Below are 19,139 nucleotides of genomic sequence, written 5' to 3' on the forward strand. Positions count from 1 at the left end.
ACGCTTCGGTCTATTTGTTCCGTGCAATCGTTTCTACAAGCTCGGACAGCTCCGCCCAGCGGTCCATGGTCTGCTCCAGCTTGACGGTAAGCTCCTGCTCCTCGCGGTACAGCTCCTGCACCTTGCCGTAATCGCTCCCGGCCTTTTCAATTTCCTGTCTAACGTACGCCAAACGCTCCTCCAGCCCGGCGATAATGCCTTCGATTTCGTCCCATTCTTTCTGTTCCTTGTAAGAAAGCTTCCGGGGACGGTTCGGCTCGCGCTTATCATTGGCGGCAGCTTCAGAAGCCTCGGCCGGCTTCGATTCCCGTTTCTCCGCTTCAGCTTGCTTCGTCAGCCGGACGGACTCCATGTACTCCGTGTAGTTTCCGTAAAACCTGGTAACCCGTCCTTCCCCTTCGAACACAAACAAGTGATCGGCCGTCCGGTCCAGAAAATACCGGTCATGGGATACGGTGATGACAACACCGGGAAAATCCTCCAGGTACTCCTCAAGAATCGTAAGCGTCTGAATATCGAGATCATTGGTCGGTTCGTCCAGCAGCAGCACGTTCGGCTCTCCCATCAATGTGCGAAGCAGGTAGAGCCTGCGCTTTTCTCCGCCCGACAGCTTCCCGATCGGCGTCCATTGCTGAGCAGGGGTAAACAGGAAGCGCTCAAGCATCTGCGCTGCGGTCACCGTGTCGCCGCTTGCCGTGCGTACGACCTCCGCCGCCTCCTTGATGTAGTCGATGGCGCGCTGCTTCTCATCCATTTCCACGCTCTCCTGCGTATAATACGCCAGCTTCACCGTCGTCCCTGTGACGATGGCGCCCTCATCAGGTTTCAGACGCCCGGCCAGCATATTCAAGAACGTCGACTTCCCGCTGCCATTCGGTCCGATAATGCCGATACGGTCTTCCGGAAGCACGATATAGCTGAAATCCCTGATTAATGTCCGGCTTCCGATTGATTTGGTGACGTTCTCCAGCTCCATTATTTTTTTGCCGAGACGGCTTGCGCCGAGCGAAATATCCAGGTTCGCCGCCGGTCCGTCCGTTTTGCGGTCGCGCAGCTCGATAACGCGATCCACACGCGCCTTTTGCTTCGTCGTTCTGGCCTTCGCTCCCCGGCGCAGCCAGGCCAACTCGCGGCGCAGCAGATTTTGACGCTTATCCTCTTCCGCCGCTTCCCGCTCAAGCCGGTCCGCTTTCTTCTCCAGGAACGATGCATAATTGCCTTCATAGCTGTAAAGCTTGCCCCGGTCGAGCTCAAAGATCCGGTTCGTCACGCGATCCAGAAAATATCTGTCATGCGTAACCAGCAGCAATGCTCCCTTCCATTTTGCCAGGAAATCCTCCAGCCATTCCACCGTTTCGTGGTCGATATGGTTGGTGGGCTCATCCAGAATAAGTAAATCCGCCGGTTGGATGAGCACTCGCGCCATTGCCACGCGCTTGCGCTGTCCTCCGGAAAGCGTACCGACCTTTTGGCCGAAGTCGCGGATACCGAGCTTGGTCAGCACGGTCTTCGCCGTTGTAGACGCATCCCATGCTCCTGTGGCATCCATTCGCTGCTGCGCGGCAAACAGCTTGGCCTGCCGCTTTTCATCCTCCGGAGCCAGCTGCAGCTCGGCAAGCGCCCGTTCATATTCCCGGAGCGCCTGCATGATCGGAGTGTCACCGAAAAACACTTGTTCGAGCACCGTAGAATCCGGATCGAATGAAGGATTTTGCGGCAGATACTCGACATGGAAATGATTGGCATGAATCAGCTTGCCCTGCTCCAATGGTTCCAGTCCGGCCATCACCTTGAGCAGCGTTGACTTGCCGGTGCCGTTCACGCCGACAAGACCGATCCGCTCCTTTTCATTGATCTGGAATGTCATATCGTCAAAAAGTACTTTTTCACCATAGCTTTTGGATAAATGTTCAACCGTCAATATGTTCACGAGGCTCCTCGCTCCTTCGCAATAGAATACGGTTCTGCGGGCTCCGTCACGTATGCGGCGAGCAGGGCCGTTGTCTGTACGATCGCTTCGACGTGCGTCCGTTCCATCGCGTGGGAGGCGTGCACCCCCGGTCCGATCAGCGCCGCCCGAATGTTGCCGCCAGCTCGAAGCGCTGCGGAAGCGTCCGATCCGTAATGCGGATAGATGTCTACGGCATGCTTCAGTCCATCGCGTTTTGCCAACTCGATCAGTCTGGTGGTCATCGCGTAATCGTATGGACCGGAGGAATCCTTGGCGCAGATCGACACATCGAACTCCGTACAGGTCAGGTCGTCGCCGATGGCCCCCATATCGACGGCAATCATTTCTTCGATATCCTGCGGAATCCAGGCCGCCCCGTGTCCGACTTCCTCATAGGTGCTGATCAATATCTTCAGCTTGCGTGCAGGTACGACCGACTCCCGCCTGATGAGCTCAAGCAGCCCGAACAGCGCAGCCACCCCCGCTTTATCGTCGAGATGCCTCGATTTAATAAATCCGTTGGTTTTAAACTGCGTTCTCGGATCAAATGAAATAAAGTCACCGGGGGCGATGCCGAGCGCCTTTACCTCGTCCGCACTGCTTACAGGTTCATCCAGACGCACTTCCATGACGGCTTCTTCCCGTTTCAGGTCACGGGCATCCGAAAAGACGTGAACCGACGGCTTATGGGTCAGGATCGTACCATCGTAGGTCCTTCCGTCACGGGTATGCACCCGGCAGTATTCATTCTCAATGGCCCCCATCATGTATCCTCCGATCAAGGTCAAACGCAGAGCGCCGTTCCCTTTGATCGATCGCACCATGGCACCGAGCGTATCGACGTGCCCGGACAGGCCGATGACCGGGTCCTCACGGCGTCCCTGCACCTCGATAATGCCGCAGCCTTTGGGGGTAAAGTCCATCGCATACCCAAGTTTATCGGCTTCCCGGGCAAGCTTGTCCATGATCTCCCCGCAGAAGCCGCTTGGACTCGGCGTTTTGAGCAGCATGTCCAGCACCTGAAGCACATAGTCTTGATTGACGTTCCATTTCAAGGTCTTCGCCCCTTTCTTGCTTCTATTTTCATTTTCGTGTAAGCTACGTTTGGACACAATGAAGGAGGTTTAATTTTACATGTCAGAAACAGCATTGCCGCCCAAAACTTGCAGCATCGACCAACTGGTGACCAAGGAAAACGACGTAGAAAAGGTGCTAAGCGGCGAAAAAACGGCGACTCGCCGAAACGGACGCTACGCCGATGTCGGCGAGATCATGGAGCTGAAAGGCCGTAAATTCGAAATCACGAAAGTATACCAGCAGTCCTTGGGCGAGTTAACGGACGAAGCCGTTCAAACCGAAGGATACCCTAATGTGGAAGCATACAAAAATTACATATTGTCCATGCATGCCGGAATGCCTTGGCTGCCTCACATGAAGGTGTGGGTTCACGAGTTCCGCGCGGTATGATATGCAAAAACAGTGTAGCCGCCTTTTCGACGGCAACCCAAGGTGCGGTCTCTCCGCACCCCGCCCGTCAACAGGCGCCTGCTACACTGTTTTTGTACTCCCTAACGATGGAGGCCTTATTTCATGTATCCTTGGCTTGTATTCATTCATTCCCTTAGCGCGATGGTGTCGATCGGACCTTACATCGTGCTTATTCCTATGCTCCGGAAGCTGAAAAGCTCCGAGGGAGCCGTGACGGATTCCTATCTGGATTCGTTCCAATTCACCGTTCGCCTGACCAAGCATGCCGGACATGTCCTCGTCGGTTCCGGGCTGCTCCTTATGTGGCTGGGCGACTGGCCTTGGACCACGTCATGGATCGCAGGCACGTTTATCGTACTGTTCGCCTCGCTGTTCTTCCTGGCGCGCGCCTTTTCTCCAACCATCCGCAAGCTGCGCGAACCGGTTCATGACCGCATCGCCCTGGTCCGAAAGCTGGGACGGGCGCTGTACATCTATTTATTCGTTCTTTTCCTGATGTTGTGGCTGATGGTGATGAAGCCTCAGCTTTGGTAACCGCTGCTCATACCGGAATCAGCTCTCGAAATCGACGCAAATGCTGGTTCCGTCGAGCACTTGCTTCATGTGCGCTTTCACCTCAAGATGGACCGGGTGATTGTCGTACACCTGCAGGTCTTCAAGCGAATCGAACTTCGTAATCAGCACGATGTCATAGGAACGTTCCAGATGAAGCACGTCGGTACCCACTTCAATATGGCGAAGCACCGGAATTTTCCCCTCCATATTTTTGAGCACATCGTAAGTCGCCTTTACGGACTCCGGGCTCCGGTCTTTCAGCTTAAACATCACTACATGGGTTATCATCTCATTCTCTCCCCTTTATATCCCATATCTTTTTTTGCTGCATCTCATAGCGTCGATATGCTGCTGTATATGGATAATCTGCCATTTGCAGAATTTTTCCGAAGTTAGCGGCGCAATTCGTCAGCCATTGGATTTTACTGCCTATAAAAGAAAATTTCTTTATCAAGAATTCATTATAACATTGAAAGTGTCCCGTAATCTACTGAAATCCTGACTTCCAATTGCGGAGAATAACAGAAAATACGCCAAGCATTCTTTTCAGGAAAAGAATGCTTAGCTGAAAATGGACGTTCACACGTCTCCTGACAGAAACAGGCGCCGTTCCTGACGGCTCCAGCAGCAGCAGACTGATGTTGTCCTCCGATTTCTTACTCAAAGCCCTGGAGAGCAGCTCATCGCACATCTCCTGAGCGTCCATTCCACTTTGCCGCAGCTTGCGAAGCATGGAAGCAACGGATGGATCGGAATAAAGATTATGAAATCCGTCGCTTGTTACGAGAAACAACGTATGAGCCGAATACAAGCCGGAACGTATGTAAATATCGGGATCCTTACGCATGCCAAGCGACTGCAGCAGGACATGGCGCTTCGGATGCGTGCGGGCGCGCTTCGCGGACATCCGTCCCCTGCGCACCTGCTCGGCAGCCCATGAATGGTCACGGGTCAACCGGCCGCATTGGCCGTTCGGCTTTAAGCGGTAAATCCGGCAGTCTCCCACATGGACAATGGTATATACAGGTTCAACAAGAAGGAGCAGCGTGAGCGTTGTGCCGAGCGCATCGTTTCTTTGGATCGCCGCATCACGAATTTCCCTGTTTATAGAACGAAAAAGCGCTTCGCCCTCCTGCGCCAACGCCGTTAAAGCGTCTGCCGAAACAAGCTGGGGCAAGCGATTGTCGAGCCATGCTTTTACCCTTTGTACGGCAAGCTCGCTGGCCCAACCGCCGTCGGCCGTCCCTCCCATCCCGTCGGCAATGGCTGCGGCGGCATAAGGCTTTCCTTCCCGGCTCGTCCCCATCCGGAGCAGCGAGCGGTCTTCATTCCATGTGCGAAACCACCCGGAGTGCGTGGCCGCTCCGTACCGCCAATGCACGGCAATCGTTTTTTTCACCCGTCAAGACCCCATTTTAAACGTAAATTCGGTCGTTACGATCTTTACTATATCACCTTCTTTCAAAGGCTGCACCTGGTATGGTACCAGAGCTTCCCCATTCAGGGTCGTACCGTTGAGCGAACCCAGGTCGCGAATTCCATATCCTTCCTGATCCTGTAAGATTTCCGCATGAAGACGGGACACCCCCTCTTCGGCATGGATCAAATCCGCTTCATCAGCAGCGCGTCCTATAACGAAGCCGGGCTTTTGAATGCAAGCCTGCTGCCGAACGCCATCCCTGAAGAATTCCAGGAAAGGCGCAGCGCGCTTTTCCTTTCGGGCAGGCCTTCCAAGGAATACGGTGGCGTCGGGAGGACTGAGCAGCATCGTTCGCATCGCCAGATCAGGCGCAGGGGTTAAGGAAGGAAACGGTTCCACCGGTTGGATCTCCTCTTTTAACGGCTCCTTCCGCTGCACCGGTTCCGCAAGGCCGATTCTCGAGAAAAATCCGCCGTCGCCTCCGGCATCCCCGTAATCAGGAGCCCAATCTTCTACAGACGGCTCATCCTCAGCTTCGGTGCCTGCAGCATGACGAATCCGGCGCAGGAAGACAAGGGCGGCCGCACCGAACAGCACAGTCAGTCCGGCACAGACATACAGCATAAGTTCTTGGGGCTGATCGGCATAAAGCTTCCAAATCAATCCCCACATCAGCACAGTCAAGAGTACGATCCAGAGCTGCTTCTTCTTGTGCCGGTTCTCTTCCCTGCCTCGGGCTTCGTATACCTCATCTGTCGACAAGATTGGCGAAACGGCCTGCGCGTGCTGCATATCATCGAATTCTCGGCGCTCCTGCGGCTTTTCCATTATTTTTCGATCAACGGCAGACGGTTTCTCCGGCAGCTCCAAGGACGATGGAATCCCGGACGGAACTGCTGCGGGAGTTTCCTCAAGAAGGTTCAACTGGTTGTGCAGCAGCTGCTTCAGCTCGGGCAAGTTGAAGGAATCCTCCTGCAAATAGCGCATCAGTTCCTGAAAGCCGTTGCCATGAAGCTCGGTAACGCGGTGGATCCAACGGGAAGCCAACTGCTGAATATCCGAGGACACCGGATGTTTGCCTGTCAAATTGTTTTTGGGCACGTAAGTCAAATACAGGTCCTGCAATCCGCTGCCGCAGTAGATGTACTCTTCCTTAAGCACATATCGTCCGGGCTGCAGCATATAAACTTTACTGTCATCGAGGATTTCAACGATCCTTAGCAGCAAACTATAATAACTGCGAAGCGTCAACTGCTCCATGCGGAGCCAATAGGCAAGCATTCTCTTGCCAGTGATGTTGTAGTGAAGCCGTATTTGGCCATCCTTCGCTTCTACCTGCAGCTCAAGCAGTCTGGGAATCCGGTTGGCCGAGAGCATATTGACCTGAAAGGAGGATAGCTCTTCCTGCTCTCCATGAGGAAAAGTGAGAACCATATAATGCCCATGCTCGCTTACGTAATTCACTTGCAGACCATAAAGCTGCTGATCCACTCCGTTGTCCTCCTCTCAGCCTAAAATAAGGGTGTACGCCGCCCCCGGCGCTACAGCCCACATAAAAGGAAAGCGCAGACGGCTTCCCGGATCCCCTGCCCATTCAGACGGGTGCAGATCGCGGAAAATGACGATGCGGAGCAGTGACACAGCCGTATCTTTCAGCCTTTGAACTCCGTCGCTGCGCCATAACAAAATTACTACGGCGATACATCCGGCCGCCAGAAGGGAAGCTGCCATAGCATACAATACAAGGGTCGCGCCAACAAGCGATCCCAATGCGGCAAACAGCTTTACATCACCGGCAGCTACTGCACGTATCGCATATAAGGCCAGCATCGGAACAAAGCCGCATAGAAATCCAAGACCAGCGAACCACAAACCGTTCCAACCGTCGGCAGCGGCATGGCAAACCACCCCCGCCCCGGTTCCGGAAACCGTAAGCCAATTCGGAATTTTATGCTTCGTAATGTCCGTTACAAAAGCAATGGAAAGCAACAAGCCCGAAAGCCACAGCGCCATCATGATTCCCCTCCCACCCATGCACGCTCCAGCGCTTTTTTTCGCAGCATGATCGTTTTCTTGAAAAACGGAACGGCAAACGTGTATTCATACTGTGCCTCAATGGTGACATAGACCTCCTCATGGTGATCGAAATCGGGAAACGAAAGCCTCGTAACCAGCAGCTTCTCCCTCTCCAGCCGGTCCGTCGCGGCCAATGATGCAATGATAGGCGTTGCCGCTTCCGCCAGCCGACGCTCGAGCTCCTGCTTGGCTTCCGCCGCAGCAGAGCCCCCTAATGCCTCAAGCTGCTCCCTCCGCTCTTTCTCCCATTGAGCCAAGCGGACAAGCGGCTCCGGAATCCATCGCCCGTATTGCTCCACAAATTGTTCGGCATCCAACACCTTCTGTCTTGCCGCATCCGCCTGGGCCGCAGCATGGCCGAGCCATACGCTCGCACGGCTGTTTGACCACCGGGATTTCGCTTCTCTGTACAATTGTTCTACTGGATACATATTCGCAGCAACGACCTTAGCCGATTCCGAAACGGCCGACTGCAATGCCATCTCCGTAAGAGACAGCCGTATGAAAGCAGTGAGCAGCGTAACAAAGGCGATAAAGAAAGGCAGCGTCAACGCCGCTTCCAGCACAATGCTTCCCTGCTGCTCTTTCATAATACGCAAGCTCTTCCGCCCCCCTAATATGTATAATCCGCCGTCTTGGTGATTCGGCACCTGTTCCCTTCGATGACGCAGCCGGAAAACTCCGATTTCCCTATCGCTTTCATTACCCGCGGAAGAAACCAAAGCTGAAACGAGGTCGAAGCCGTGCCCGTGACATAGGTCGAAGCTTCCCGCAAATCGAGGCCCGTATTCAACTGCAAAAGTCCCTGCATACGGGATAACAGCGTCTCTTCCCGGCTGTGCAGAAGCAGAAACACACGCAAATAATCTTTATATCCCATCGTCAAAAGGTTCCCGAGTTTGCTGGAAACGGGAAGCTGTTCGCCCTGGATCAGCCTAGCCATGTCCTGCTGCGCCTGCTGCGCTCCTTCTGCAATGGCTGCGAGCAAAACCAGCAGCGGCGAGCCCGCGGTTAATACTTTGCTCTGCGGTTCGAGAAGCGATTCCAGTACGCCAACCGCCAGCCGGAACGCAAACATCTCCGCGTATGCCATGGAATAATTACCGGCGCATGACCCCGCCCCATAAAGCAAGTATTCCACCTCCTGGTTTGTGAGCGGATGCTGTTGAGGAGCCGAAAGCTCTTTGGAGGCTTTGACTTGACCGAAGGCATCTTTTTCAAGCCCTAATGTACGATAACTGAATTTGCTTACCGCAAATTCGTTGATATAAAAGTCATCCCTGATCTCCATAAGGGCCTGCTCAAGCTCAGTGACAAGCCTTAAAGCCGACAAACCGGCTTCATCGGGTGTTCGCAGATTGACGTCGGGAACCGGTGCGGCCGCGTTCGCGGCTTGATTCCATTCCAAATAGGATTGAACATACCCCGATCTTTCGCGCTCGGCCGGATTTCCTTGCAGCTCCTTGTAATATCCTTCATATGGATCCGTTCCGCTGATCAGACTGCAGCTTCCAAGGCCTCGCTGAATCTGATCCAGCACAGCTTGTGTTTTTGACCGCTGTTCCCGCTTGGCCGTCCGGTTTGCGCCGCTTATCCGTTGACGCTCCTCATGCCCCGGATTGTATCTGGAAAATACTTCATCCGCCTTCTGACGGAAACCATCCAGAGAAGACATGGTGGCGGCATATTTTTGCTGCGTGAACATCAACCCGTCCTGGATTTGGGCATGAACTCCGTAAAATTTGGAGACCGAGGCGCTAACGCCGGCTTCCTGTTCGTCCAAATCCTGCCGGTCGACAAGATGCACGTGTCCAAAGACCTTTTCGGCTTCCAATGCACCGCTGTCCTCCGCTTGAGAAGAAGCAAGCCGGGAGATTTCGGCGTTGAGCTCGTCGTTTGCCTTCTTGGCCAGACTCATCGCTTGGCCGTAAGCTTCATGCAATGAGCTTAATGCTTTCATATCTGCCGTGGATTTCAGTTTCAGCATAGCGAGTACTTCTGCATATCGGATAAGATCTTGCAGAAGCTGTTCGTACTCCATGACCTTTTGCACGGCCTCATCCAATTGCCGCTCAAGATTCACACGGGCTTGATTCAGCTGGGCTAAAGCCTCGGCAGTCACAGCTCCGGCCGAGACCATTGCAGCGATCGATGCATTCAAGCTTCGGATCTGCTCTTGAATGGTCTCCACCTGGGCTTTGGCGTTTTGGAGCGTAGACCGGACATTCTCGATCGTATGAATTCCGATACGCCCGCTGAGTTCGTTCAAATCACGCAAGTGCGTTTGATAGAACGGATGCATCTCCGTCGCCTTTTGACGGATATCGAGAAAGGCCTCCCAAGCCTCGTCCAGACGCAGGTCCCGTTCCTCCAACAGCTTCTCCACCCTAGCGGCATGCTCACCGAATCGGGAGGCTTGGCCCAATCCGGCGGCCACCCCGGTTTTCTTGAACTTGTCGGCCAGCTCCAGCCCATATATCATCGGAGCCCGGTATTTCATCTCCTCCAGTATTTGCTGTTTAAATATGCCGTGGTTGGAGAGAGCATACATGGGTGTGATCCGGGCGGAACCCGCTTCATACCGCTGATCGATAAACCGAAAGCGATCCGGCTCTGCTGCCTCGGACACATTGCCGGCAACGGTCCGTTCAAAGATCCGGTTTGCCCCATCGCCTCCGGAATGAAGCGAATAAAGCCCGTAAGTCTGCAGCGATTTGGAATATGCGGAGAGCGTAGAGCGGACTCCGGCCTTTACCGCATTCTCCGCTTCTTTATCCGCGCTTTTCCACCTCATCACATCGATCAACAGCCCGCACAATAAAAATATGGGAACAAGGACCGCAATCAAATAGATCGAGACGGCACCGCTCTGCTCCTTCCAAAGTCGGTTCCGGCTTCTCAGTTCACCCACCTCCCGATTCGTTTTATTCATGAATGACCACGACGATCCCGTTTCGCTCCAGTTCACGCAGCAAGCCAGGCGATAATTTTACCTTGTCTTGTTTGGATGGCTTAAAAAAATGCCAGACGACCCCCTTCACTTCCGTCCCTTTCTTGAGCAGCTCGGCATCTTTGACCATTTGAACCTCGCGTAAATTTTTTTCATTAAAGGTATAGTAGGCTTGATGGGCCACCCCTCCGGCATCCAACGCGTCAATCTTTCGCATGGTTCCCGGATTAACCTCTATCTCCTTTTCTGTGCCGCTGACGAGCAGACGCAAATATTGAGCTGCCTTCTTTTCATTATCGATCAGGGGCTTTTCCTTAACGGAGGTTTTAGGTTCAACCATCGCCGCGAGCGCATCTTTAGGCTTGATTCTGCCTTGAATTTCTCCAATAAACGTTCGTGTCAGATCGGTTAGGCGGATCGTCTCCGCCGGATCGACCACATAGGATTTAGAGGCTCCGCTGACGTTAGCCCTGCCCCACAGCCTTTGCGCAAAGTCCGGAAGGTGCATTGGCTTATGAAGCGCCGCCCGGACAAAACGCAGCACGCCAAAATTTTCGTACCCCAGCTCTCCCTGAGCTTCATCAGCTGCAATGGTACTCGCTGCTCTTACCAGTTTCGCTTGTGGTCCGCTATCTGCGGAAGCGTTGTTTGGAGTCAGAGGAAGTTTGACGGATGCCGACGGCATCGGCAGCAAAAAACTGAACATATGAGAAACGTTATCGTTCGTAAGCCGCCAATACAAACCGTCGTTGTCTCCCGCCTTCACCGCGCCTGTGAGCGGATCCTTTTTGCTGTTATCCCAAATATAGGCCGCACGTTCGGATGCCATGGCTGTCGTATACTGCAGCGAAGCCTGGTGATAGCTAAAGAGCGCCAGAAATAAGAGCAGCACCGTGGCCAGGAAAACGGCCGGCAGCGCAAGCGACGCCTCCAACATGATTTGACCTGCCGGGTCCCTGAGAAAGCGATGGATTCGTTTCATCATCAGAGCACCTAATTTTGTGAAGCAGGAGGATTGATTCTGACTTTATCCGATTCATAATTGTTTTGGTTATCGATAATTTCTTGGTTTGCTGATTTAAATAAACCATCGATCCATTCAATAATCCACTTCCGAAACGCAATCGCAATGATAATCAATACGGCGACAATCAACAAAATTTCCAGTGTGCCGAGACCGTCCTCCTCTTCCCACAATGGTTTCCAACCTATCGGCCAATTGTTCATCCTTCACCCTCCTCTTCTCGTCTATACACGTTTTGTTATTTATCAGTTCATCATCAGCATGGCCGGAGCCGCCACAATGACCATGACGACAAAGAAAATCAACACCATCGGAAATACCAGTTTCGACGAACCCTCCTCTCCCAGCGTACGGGCCAGCGCTTTCCGCTTATCCCATAAAGTGATGGACAGCTCTTGAAGCGACATCACAAGTTCATCGCCGCCCCTCTTGTGATTCATAAGCAGCGCAGTCGTAAACAGGGAGGTTTCCTGCATGGCGCAGCGTTTGCTGAACTCTTCCATCACCTTGGAAAAAGAACCGTTCATTTTCAAAGCTTGGACGGCCGCCGCAAGTTCCGTCAGCAGTGGACTTCCCCTGTGTTCCTTGCCTTCCACCGAACGGATTAAGGCTTGAGGCACCGTTTCACCGGCACTGACCAGCAGCAAGATACGGTTGAGCACCTCGGGCAGTTCGATCAGCATCTGCCGCTTTCGCTTCTGACATTGATTTGAAATTTGCTTGTACATTACAAATGGAATAAAAGCGGCCAACAGCAAACCGTACAGAAGCATTTCGGCTTGGCCGCCTGCCGCCCATCCCAGGAGTGTACTCAAGCACAGCGCACCATAGGAATACACGATGGCCTGAGCTGCAAACCGTTTGGTTTCGATCAATGCCTTTTTGGCTCCGTGCAATTGAATCATGATCAAATGCACTTGCCCGAGCGGCTCGGTTAACCGGTCTGCCAGTCTTGTCCGGTCCATGACCCAAAGACCTGCGGGCAAGATTCGGCTGAGCGCATCCAACGGTTTCGTCCCCCGATGCTCATACACCCACGAACTGTACTGCGGACGTGCCATATATAACGCAGCGAAAGCAGCGGTCAGCTCCAGCACAAACAGGACAGCTATCCACACCTCAACTCACACCTTTATGTCCATTATTTTTTGCGCCAGCACATAACAGCCAAAAAGCACCGCGAGCGCACAGCTCATGATCAGTAATCCTCCACCCTGGTAAAGCGGCTCCATATAATCCGGAGTCGTCCAGGCCAGCGTTGCGATAATAGCCACCGGAGCAACGGAGAGTACTTTGGATTCGAATTTTTTTTGTGCCAGCATGACTTGAATATCCTGTTCGATATCCAGCTTTTCCTGAATCAATACGGATGTGCGGCGAACGACTTGAACCAAGCTTCCTCCGGTTCTTTTACAAGTGACGAACACTTCCGCAAACCTGTCGATTTCCTCAATATGGGCCCGTCCGCTGAACCCTGTTAAGCAGCTTTCAACCGTTTCCCCGTTTTCCATGCGCCTTTGCATGATCTCCAGCTCTTGGATGATCATGGCTTTGGAATCGGGATAAAGCAGCCTTAAGTCGCTTAACGCTTCCATCAATGCCGATTCCACCGACCGGCCTGCGCTTAATGCCGATGCGAGCGCCGCCAGCATTTGTTTGAACTGCAGCTTTAACTGCGCTTTTCTTTTGACGATCAACTGCTTTCGGCGAATCGACGGATAGCCCAGACCGACAGCTCCGAATAATGCGGCTGCGACCGGATGCTTATAGAAAATGTAAGCAATGGCTGCCATCACCGCAGCCCCCCATAAGGCGGCGATCGTTATCTGACCTGGACTCATAACGTATTCGTCATAATCTTGAAGTGTTGAATTCGCCGGGGGCCGATGCCCCCGAACAAAAGGAATCGGCACTTGAAGCTTTGAACGCCCTGGCGTTGCCTTGAACATGGCCATCGATTCTCCTTTTCTGAAGCTCATCTTTTTTTAACCCAAGCCTGCCATCCGAAGCTTCCATGTTCGCATCAGCGGATTTCCCGTCGGCTTGAGTTCACCCAGCACCATCCCCTCCGGCGTTTCTCCTGTTTCCTCGAACAGGTACAATGGATTCAGCATCACCTCCCCATCATCCATTCCCACCACTTCACTGATTTCGGTCACCCGCCGGGAACGGTCCCGCAGCCTCTGCAAATGCACCATCACATCAATCGCCGAGGAGATTTGCTTTCGTACCACGCCCACGGGCAAGCTCGCCCCGCTAAGCACCATCGTCTCCAGCCTGCTGAGCATGTCCTTGACCGAGTTGGCGTGACCGGTAGACAAGCTCCCATCATGACCGGTGTTCATCGCCTGCAGCATATCCAGCGCCTCCGCTCCCCGCACCTCTCCGACAATGATGCGATTGGGCCTCATCCGCAGCGATGTACGGATCAAATCGCGGATGGTAATCTCTCCTTTTCCGTCCGTATTGGCGTTGCGCGTTTCCAGTCTGACCAAATTCGGTATACCGAGAATCTGCAGCTCCGCCGAATCCTCAATGGTGATGATCCGTTCGTCCGCCGGGATAAACTGCGCCAGCGCATTCAAAAATGTGGTCTTTCCCGACCCGGTCCCGCCGCCGATAAACAGGTTATATTTAGCCTTCACGAGCCGGATCAAGTCCTCGGCAGCTTCCTGGGATACCGCTTGTCGTGCGGTTAAATCCCGGATCGTCATCGGACGCTCCGGAAATTTGCGGATCGTCATGGCCGGGCCCTGAAGCGCAATCGGCGGAAGCACAATATTGACCCGGGAGCCGTCCCGCAGCCGGGCATCTACCATCGGGCTCGATTCGTTCACTAACCGGTTCACCCGGCCGACGATCGCCTGAATGGTATCCTCCAGCTTCTCACGGCTGTCGAAACGGATATCCGTCGCGATCACTTGCCCGTCTTTTTCAATAAAGATTTGATCATGGGAATTGACCATAATTTCCGATATGGTTCTGTCATCCACCAGCGGCTGCAGTACATCCAAGCCCCGAAAAGAGTAAAACAGCTCCGAAACGACCTGCCGTTTCTGCCCAGCGGTCAGAAACGATTCTTTTGAATCCGCAAACACATGCTGTTCGATCGTTTCAACCAACTGCTCATCCGATAATGTGTTTCCGTAATCCATGCTCTCTTGAATTTTTTTGAGTAATTTCTGTTTCCTTTCCGCTGCGTTCATCCGGCCCGGCTTCTCCTTTCTCGCGCAATAATTCCTGGACCATAGAAGCTGTGAAGGCGGCTGAAACCATCCGCTCTACATGAGCCACCGCTTTCCACTCCGGCACATAAGGAAGCTCTCCCTGAAGGGTTATTCCGTACTTTGAAAAATCATTGAGCGCATGTCCGGTACTTTTATTGAGCCAGAAGGCGATTTTATCTATCGAGAGCATATCCTTATGAATCTCCTCCCCCTTCCAGCTTGCAAAAAGCTCCGCCGTCTTTTGCAAATGAATGCAGTCGTCAAGCACCAGCCAAAAAATATGATCCGCTTCTTGCAAGCCCTTGAGCGTGACTGGACTGGGGAAGGAATCCAAATCCAAAATGATCCAGTCGTATATACCCGATGCCGCCGCCCCTTGCAGAATGCGCTGCAGATCGGCGCTTTCCATCTCTACCATTTCTTTAGGGTGTGATGATGGCGGTACATAGTCGAACTTCAACTCCGGATGCCTGCGCTTTAACTGCTCCATTTTGGCTGCGAGGATGTCCGGATTCGTTTTGGCATAATATAGCATCTGCGAGAAAGTCTCCGACTCCCCGTCGCGATCTTCCGCAAACCAGGCTTTGGACGGAAGCCGTTCCAGCGGTAAGCACAATACCTTCTCCCCATGGAAGGCGAGTTGACGGGCCAGATGGACAGCCGTAACGGTCTTCCCGCTCCCGCCGACAGCGGAGTATACCGCTAAGGTCCTTGCGCCCCTTCTGCCGCGCAGCGGAGCGTCCTTGCGATATTCGTTATAATGAACGGCAACCCCCGACAGCAGATGATTCAGCGGCTGAAATTTAAACAGCACCGGATATTCAAGCAGCCCGCCCGCTCTCATTGAATCGCTGATCAGGACGATGCATCCCGTTTTGACGCGATAAGCCGAATCCGGCAAAGGCATCCAGGATTCATGGACCATCATAATAAACGGCTCTCTGGTTTCTTCCACAAAGCGAAAGCCCTCTTCCGCAGCGGTAAATACGCGTAGGCTGAAGCGTTCCGCATATTCCGAGGAACGAATATAGGCCGACAGCATATCGGCAAAATACGCGTCGTCATCGAGCAGCACCAGCAGCATTTTTGCCAAGCAGCATCACTCCCTTTCCTGTTTAGCGCCGAAAAAAGGCAACAAAAAAAGCACACGCCGCCAAGGTTCCCATCAACCTTGAAACAGCGGTGCTTCCGCTTGATATCATGAAATTAATCGTATTATATCCCTAATATTTGGAAAATGCAAGAGGAAATTGAGATAAAATATCGCTATTGGCCATGTTTATGAAATGGGCTCATCCTCACGTCTCCCAATTCCCTCCCCGACCGTCGGCTGCTAAGCTGAAATTCAAAAAAGCACACGCCGCCAAGGTTCCCTCGAACCTTGAAACAGCGGTGCTTCCGCTTAAATAATGAATTTGATATATCATCAATCTAATATCCCGCGAACCATCAGCGGGTTTTCACCAAAAACAAGGTAAGCTCTTCGCGGTTATGAAAAAGCTGCTTCGCTTTTTGCAGCTCCAGCTCGGGAGACAGATCTTGAATGACCTCGCGGATCGATTGAAATGCTTTTTTGTTCATCAGCTTCACGGTAATAATGGCCGTTCCGCCCGTCTTCAAAGCGTAAAGCAACCCGCGGACCAGCTTGGCCATCTGCCGGTGACTCCAGCTCATATCGCAAACCAGCAGATCGAAGGCGTCTGCCGCAAACACCACTTCATCCGCTTTTTTGGCATGATACGTAAGGTTCGGATGACTCAAAAGCCCGGCATCCAGCTTGGCCGGATCTACCGCCGTCACCTTCAGCCCCCGCTCCAGCAGCAAGGAAGTCCACCCGCCCGGCGCCGCCCCGATATCAAGCGCGGACCGGTACTGCGTAAAATCAAGGCCAAACGCCTGCTCCGCTTCCAGCAGCTTGAATTTGGCCCGGGATACCTGCCCATCTTCCCTGCGGAAGCGAACGGCTCCGCCGGACCAATCCGATAAGTTCTCTTCCGGACGCGACATGCCGTAATAAACGGTATCTTTTGTCAAAAAGAGCGACAAAATGAAGTCCGCTCCTTTGACCACGGGCTCCGCGGTATAATCAGATGAAAGCCTCTCATCCACTGCGGTCTTGACAACGGAAGAGGAAATGTCCGGTGCGGCATCCTCCGTTTTGCGGACCTGCACCGCAATCTTACTGCCGGTGTACGGAGGAGATGCAGACAGCCGTTCGACAACAAAGCCCATGAGCGAGTCCATGGAACCGTTCCATGACGTTCGTGCGTCAACAGGCTGCATATGCCTTAAAAAAACCGGTTCATTGCCCGTGATCCTGCGAATCGCTTCTTCCCTATCCGTTTCGGCTGCGAACAGAAAGACTTCCCCGGGAACGATCCATTCGGACTTTACCGATCCCAGCAGCCGACGCAGCTCTTCCTGCGCCTGCTGAGCAAATCCCCTGTTGGCAGTTCCGATAAAAACGCCTGCGTTCATCATAGTACCCGAATCCAGGGCCGGTCCCCGGACCAATCGATGCGGATCGGAACCTGAAACGCCTTATATAAATTGTCTTCCGTAAGCACCTCTCGCTTTAAGCCGGAAGCAATCAGCTGCCCTTGCTCAATCAGCGCCACATGAGTGAACATCGGAACAATTTCCTCAATATGGTGCGTCACGTAAATGACCGTCATCTGCTGCTCACCAAGCTCATTGATGTTTTCCAGCAGCCTTTCACGCTCAAAAAGATCAAGCCCGGAACAAGGCTCATCCATAATGAGGATCGATGGCCGTGTCATCAGCGATCTGGCTAGCATCACTTTTTTGCGCTCTCCCTGCGAAAGCGTACCCAGCGGTTGATCCGCAAGGTGGCGCAACTTGACGTCACTCAGCATGTGGAGCGCCTTTTCTTTGGCCTGCACAGGTATTTCCTCATAGAACCGCAGGAATCCGAATTCTCCGGTGGCGACCACCTCCCAAACGGAATCTGCAGGGTTCAGCTTTTCATAAAGCGATTGGCTGATGTACCCGATTTGTTTCCGTACCTCGCGCACGTCGCATTGTCCATATGTATTTCCGAGAACCTGTACTTTGCCTCTGCTCGGAAATTCATATCCGTTCATCATCTCCAGCAGCGTCGTTTTTCCCGAACCGTTCCTTCCGAGAATGACCCAATGCTCTCCGGCTTGGATCTCCAGCTGAACTCCCGATAAAATATGCCTGTCTTCCCGGATAAAATGAATTTGCTGTAACGATAAGACCTGTGACACCAGTGACCACAACCTATTCTTTGACGTTTTGGGCAATCTCCTCAAGCAGCGCATGCGGCATGGGGCCATTCACCACAAGGACATGCTCGGGCTTGCTCGCATATAAAGCTTGAAACATATGTTGCCTTCCCGAATCGCTGGATGTGTGTAAATAAATGCGTTTCGGGTAACGGTTTGAAGCAACGATGCCTCTGACGACATCCATCCCGTTAGGCTTGCCCCATCCAAGGTCGTAATCGAACGAAAGCACATCCACCTCGCATTCCTGCAACAGAAGAAGGCATTCTTCCGCACTGCGTGCATGCAGGAATCCCTTCGGACAAGTCCGATAATCGTCCAAATAAACATGAATCACCCTTCGCTCAGCTCCTTGACATAACGGATTTCCCCGGCATGCGTCGTCCCTCGCATCAAAGGCGTTTCCAGGACAACCGGAAGATTCATGCTCTTGAGGCGTTGGGAACGCAGCAGCGGAAGAAAAAGCGCTTCACCCATTTGGCCTTTGCCGATCATGGCATGCCTGTCTTTGCATGCGCCGCGCGCATATACGGAATCGTTCAGATGGATGGCGCGAAGATGCGGCAAATAGCCAACGGCCTCGGCATGTCGTTCCCACTCCGGCCAACCCGCCGGGAGCGCCGGGAACAATTTGGAGGCAAAGGCATGGCACGTATCGAAGCAAAAACCGATCAGCTCGGGCCTCCGGCATAATCCCCGAATCTGTACAAGCTCTTCCAGGGTTGTCCCCATCAACGAACCTTCCCCCGCTTGATTCTCGATCAGCAGCAAGGCGCGACCCGGATATCCCGCAAGCACCTCATTAATACATTCTATAATATTTTTATAGCCTTGTAACGGGTCCTTGCCTTTGTATTTGCCAAAATGAACAACGACGCCTACCGAACCGCATGCATCCGCAATTTCGAGATCGTTGCGAAGAGAAGCGATCGTCGCCTGCCGCAGCTCGCCCTCGTCTACTGCAAGGTTGGTTGGATAGGGCGTATGAGCGATGGTGAGAATGCCATGCTCGCGGCAGTACCGCTCGCAGCTCTCCGCGTCACTGCGATTGTATGCCTTCACCATCAGGCTGCGCGGGTTTTTGGGGAAATATTGAAATGACTGCGCGCCCAACAGGACCGCCGTCCTGGCCGCTTCCAGGTAACCCTTCCGAATACTGATATGGCAGCCGAACCTCAT

General features: G+C 53.1%; 20 protein-coding genes. 2 read left to right on the plus strand and 18 right to left on the minus strand.

Annotated features, from left to right (window positions below; genetic code table 11):
- Positions 1–10: 10 nt before the first annotated feature.
- Both NR121_RS19845 and NR121_RS19850 read right to left on the minus strand, forming a co-directional pair.
- A complete protein-coding gene (locus NR121_RS19845; protein WP_074726887.1) occupies positions 11–1,930 on the minus strand; it encodes an ABC-F family ATP-binding cassette domain-containing protein in 1,920 nt (639 codons plus the stop codon).
- Positions 1,927–2,961, minus strand: coding sequence for a M42 family metallopeptidase (locus NR121_RS19850; RefSeq protein ID WP_062410934.1), 1,035 nt, complete (start codon positions 2,959–2,961; stop codon positions 1,927–1,929). The genes NR121_RS19845 and NR121_RS19850 overlap by 4 nt, the downstream gene beginning before the upstream one ends.
- A 124-nt stretch (positions 2,962–3,085) precedes the next feature.
- Here NR121_RS19850 and NR121_RS19855 point away from each other — a divergent pair, with 124 nt between their 5' ends.
- Both NR121_RS19855 and NR121_RS19860 read left to right on the plus strand, forming a co-directional pair.
- Entirely contained in the window at positions 3,086–3,418 is a 333-nt protein-coding gene (locus NR121_RS19855; protein WP_062408716.1) for an ASCH domain-containing protein, read from the plus strand.
- Between the two features lie 123 nt (positions 3,419–3,541).
- Positions 3,542–3,973: a DUF2269 family protein gene (locus NR121_RS19860; RefSeq protein WP_054818239.1), complete on the plus strand. Its 432-nt coding sequence runs from the start codon at positions 3,542–3,544 to the stop codon at positions 3,971–3,973.
- An 18-nt stretch (positions 3,974–3,991) separates the two neighbouring features.
- On the opposite strand, the gene NR121_RS19865 is transcribed toward NR121_RS19860, so the two are convergent.
- The 16 genes from NR121_RS19865 to NR121_RS19940 form a co-directional block, all read right to left on the minus strand.
- A complete protein-coding gene (locus NR121_RS19865; protein ID WP_054818238.1) occupies positions 3,992–4,282 on the minus strand; it encodes a Dabb family protein in 291 nt (96 codons plus the stop codon).
- A 199-nt stretch (positions 4,283–4,481) separates the two neighbouring features.
- Entirely contained in the window at positions 4,482–5,393 is a 912-nt protein-coding gene (locus NR121_RS19870; protein ID WP_074726886.1) for a PP2C family protein-serine/threonine phosphatase, read from the minus strand.
- 3 nt (positions 5,394–5,396) lie between these two features.
- The gene (locus NR121_RS19875) at positions 5,397–6,905 is read right to left on the minus strand and encodes a DUF6382 domain-containing protein (RefSeq protein ID WP_054818236.1); all 1,509 of its coding nucleotides are present in this window, start codon (positions 6,903–6,905) and stop codon (positions 5,397–5,399) included.
- Positions 6,906–6,920: 15 nt separating this feature from the next.
- Complete coding sequence (locus NR121_RS19880) at positions 6,921–7,430, minus strand: A24 family peptidase (protein ID WP_235594297.1); 510 nt, start codon at positions 7,428–7,430, stop codon at positions 6,921–6,923.
- Positions 7,427–8,080 (minus strand): TadE/TadG family type IV pilus assembly protein, encoded by a 654-nt coding sequence (locus tag NR121_RS19885; protein WP_074726948.1) that lies wholly within the window; start codon positions 8,078–8,080, stop codon positions 7,427–7,429. Before NR121_RS19885 ends, NR121_RS19880 begins: the two co-directional genes overlap by 4 nt.
- A 23-nt stretch (positions 8,081–8,103) precedes the next feature.
- Positions 8,104–10,422, minus strand: a complete 2,319-nt coding sequence (locus tag NR121_RS19890) for a hypothetical protein (protein WP_254777498.1) — start codon at positions 10,420–10,422, stop codon at positions 8,104–8,106.
- Positions 10,415–11,425, minus strand: coding sequence for a TadE/TadG family type IV pilus assembly protein (locus NR121_RS19895; protein ID WP_074726885.1), 1,011 nt, complete (start codon positions 11,423–11,425; stop codon positions 10,415–10,417). Before NR121_RS19895 ends, NR121_RS19890 begins: the two co-directional genes overlap by 8 nt.
- Positions 11,426–11,433: 8 nt before the next feature.
- Positions 11,434–11,667 carry a Flp1 family type IVb pilin gene (locus NR121_RS19900; protein WP_054818232.1) on the minus strand — a complete coding sequence of 78 codons (234 nt, stop codon included), beginning with the start codon at positions 11,665–11,667 and terminating at the stop codon, positions 11,434–11,436.
- A 42-nt stretch (positions 11,668–11,709) separates the two neighbouring features.
- Positions 11,710–12,582 carry a type II secretion system F family protein gene (locus tag NR121_RS19905; protein ID WP_256831829.1) on the minus strand — a complete coding sequence of 291 codons (873 nt, stop codon included), beginning with the start codon at positions 12,580–12,582 and terminating at the stop codon, positions 11,710–11,712.
- Positions 12,583–12,588: 6 nt separating this feature from the next.
- Entirely contained in the window at positions 12,589–13,443 is an 855-nt protein-coding gene (locus NR121_RS19910; protein ID WP_256831830.1) for a type II secretion system F family protein, read from the minus strand.
- Between the two features lie 6 nt (positions 13,444–13,449).
- A complete protein-coding gene (locus NR121_RS19915; protein WP_054818230.1) occupies positions 13,450–14,670 on the minus strand; it encodes a TadA family conjugal transfer-associated ATPase in 1,221 nt (406 codons plus the stop codon).
- Complete coding sequence (locus NR121_RS19920; RefSeq protein ID WP_256831831.1) at positions 14,591–15,784, minus strand: P-loop NTPase family protein; 1,194 nt, start codon at positions 15,782–15,784, stop codon at positions 14,591–14,593. Before NR121_RS19920 ends, NR121_RS19915 begins: the two co-directional genes overlap by 80 nt.
- Before the next feature lie 356 nt (positions 15,785–16,140).
- Positions 16,141–17,172 (minus strand): SAM-dependent methyltransferase, encoded by a 1,032-nt coding sequence (locus tag NR121_RS19925; protein WP_062408724.1) that lies wholly within the window; start codon positions 17,170–17,172, stop codon positions 16,141–16,143.
- Positions 17,169–17,942, minus strand: a complete 774-nt coding sequence (locus NR121_RS19930) for an ABC transporter ATP-binding protein (RefSeq protein ID WP_062410938.1) — start codon at positions 17,940–17,942, stop codon at positions 17,169–17,171. Before NR121_RS19930 ends, NR121_RS19925 begins: the two co-directional genes overlap by 4 nt.
- A gap of 13 nt (positions 17,943–17,955) precedes the next feature.
- Complete coding sequence (locus tag NR121_RS19935) at positions 17,956–18,297, minus strand: cyclic-phosphate processing receiver domain-containing protein (protein ID WP_054818227.1); 342 nt, start codon at positions 18,295–18,297, stop codon at positions 17,956–17,958.
- Positions 18,294–19,139 carry a deoxyribonuclease IV gene (locus NR121_RS19940; protein WP_054818226.1) on the minus strand — a complete coding sequence of 282 codons (846 nt, stop codon included), beginning with the start codon at positions 19,137–19,139 and terminating at the stop codon, positions 18,294–18,296. Before NR121_RS19940 ends, NR121_RS19935 begins: the two co-directional genes overlap by 4 nt.

This window comes from Paenibacillus sp. Pae15 (assembly GCF_024519685.1).
In the GTDB taxonomy this organism is placed as follows: domain Bacteria; phylum Bacillota; class Bacilli; order Paenibacillales; family NBRC-103111; genus Paenibacillus_G; species Paenibacillus_G naphthalenovorans.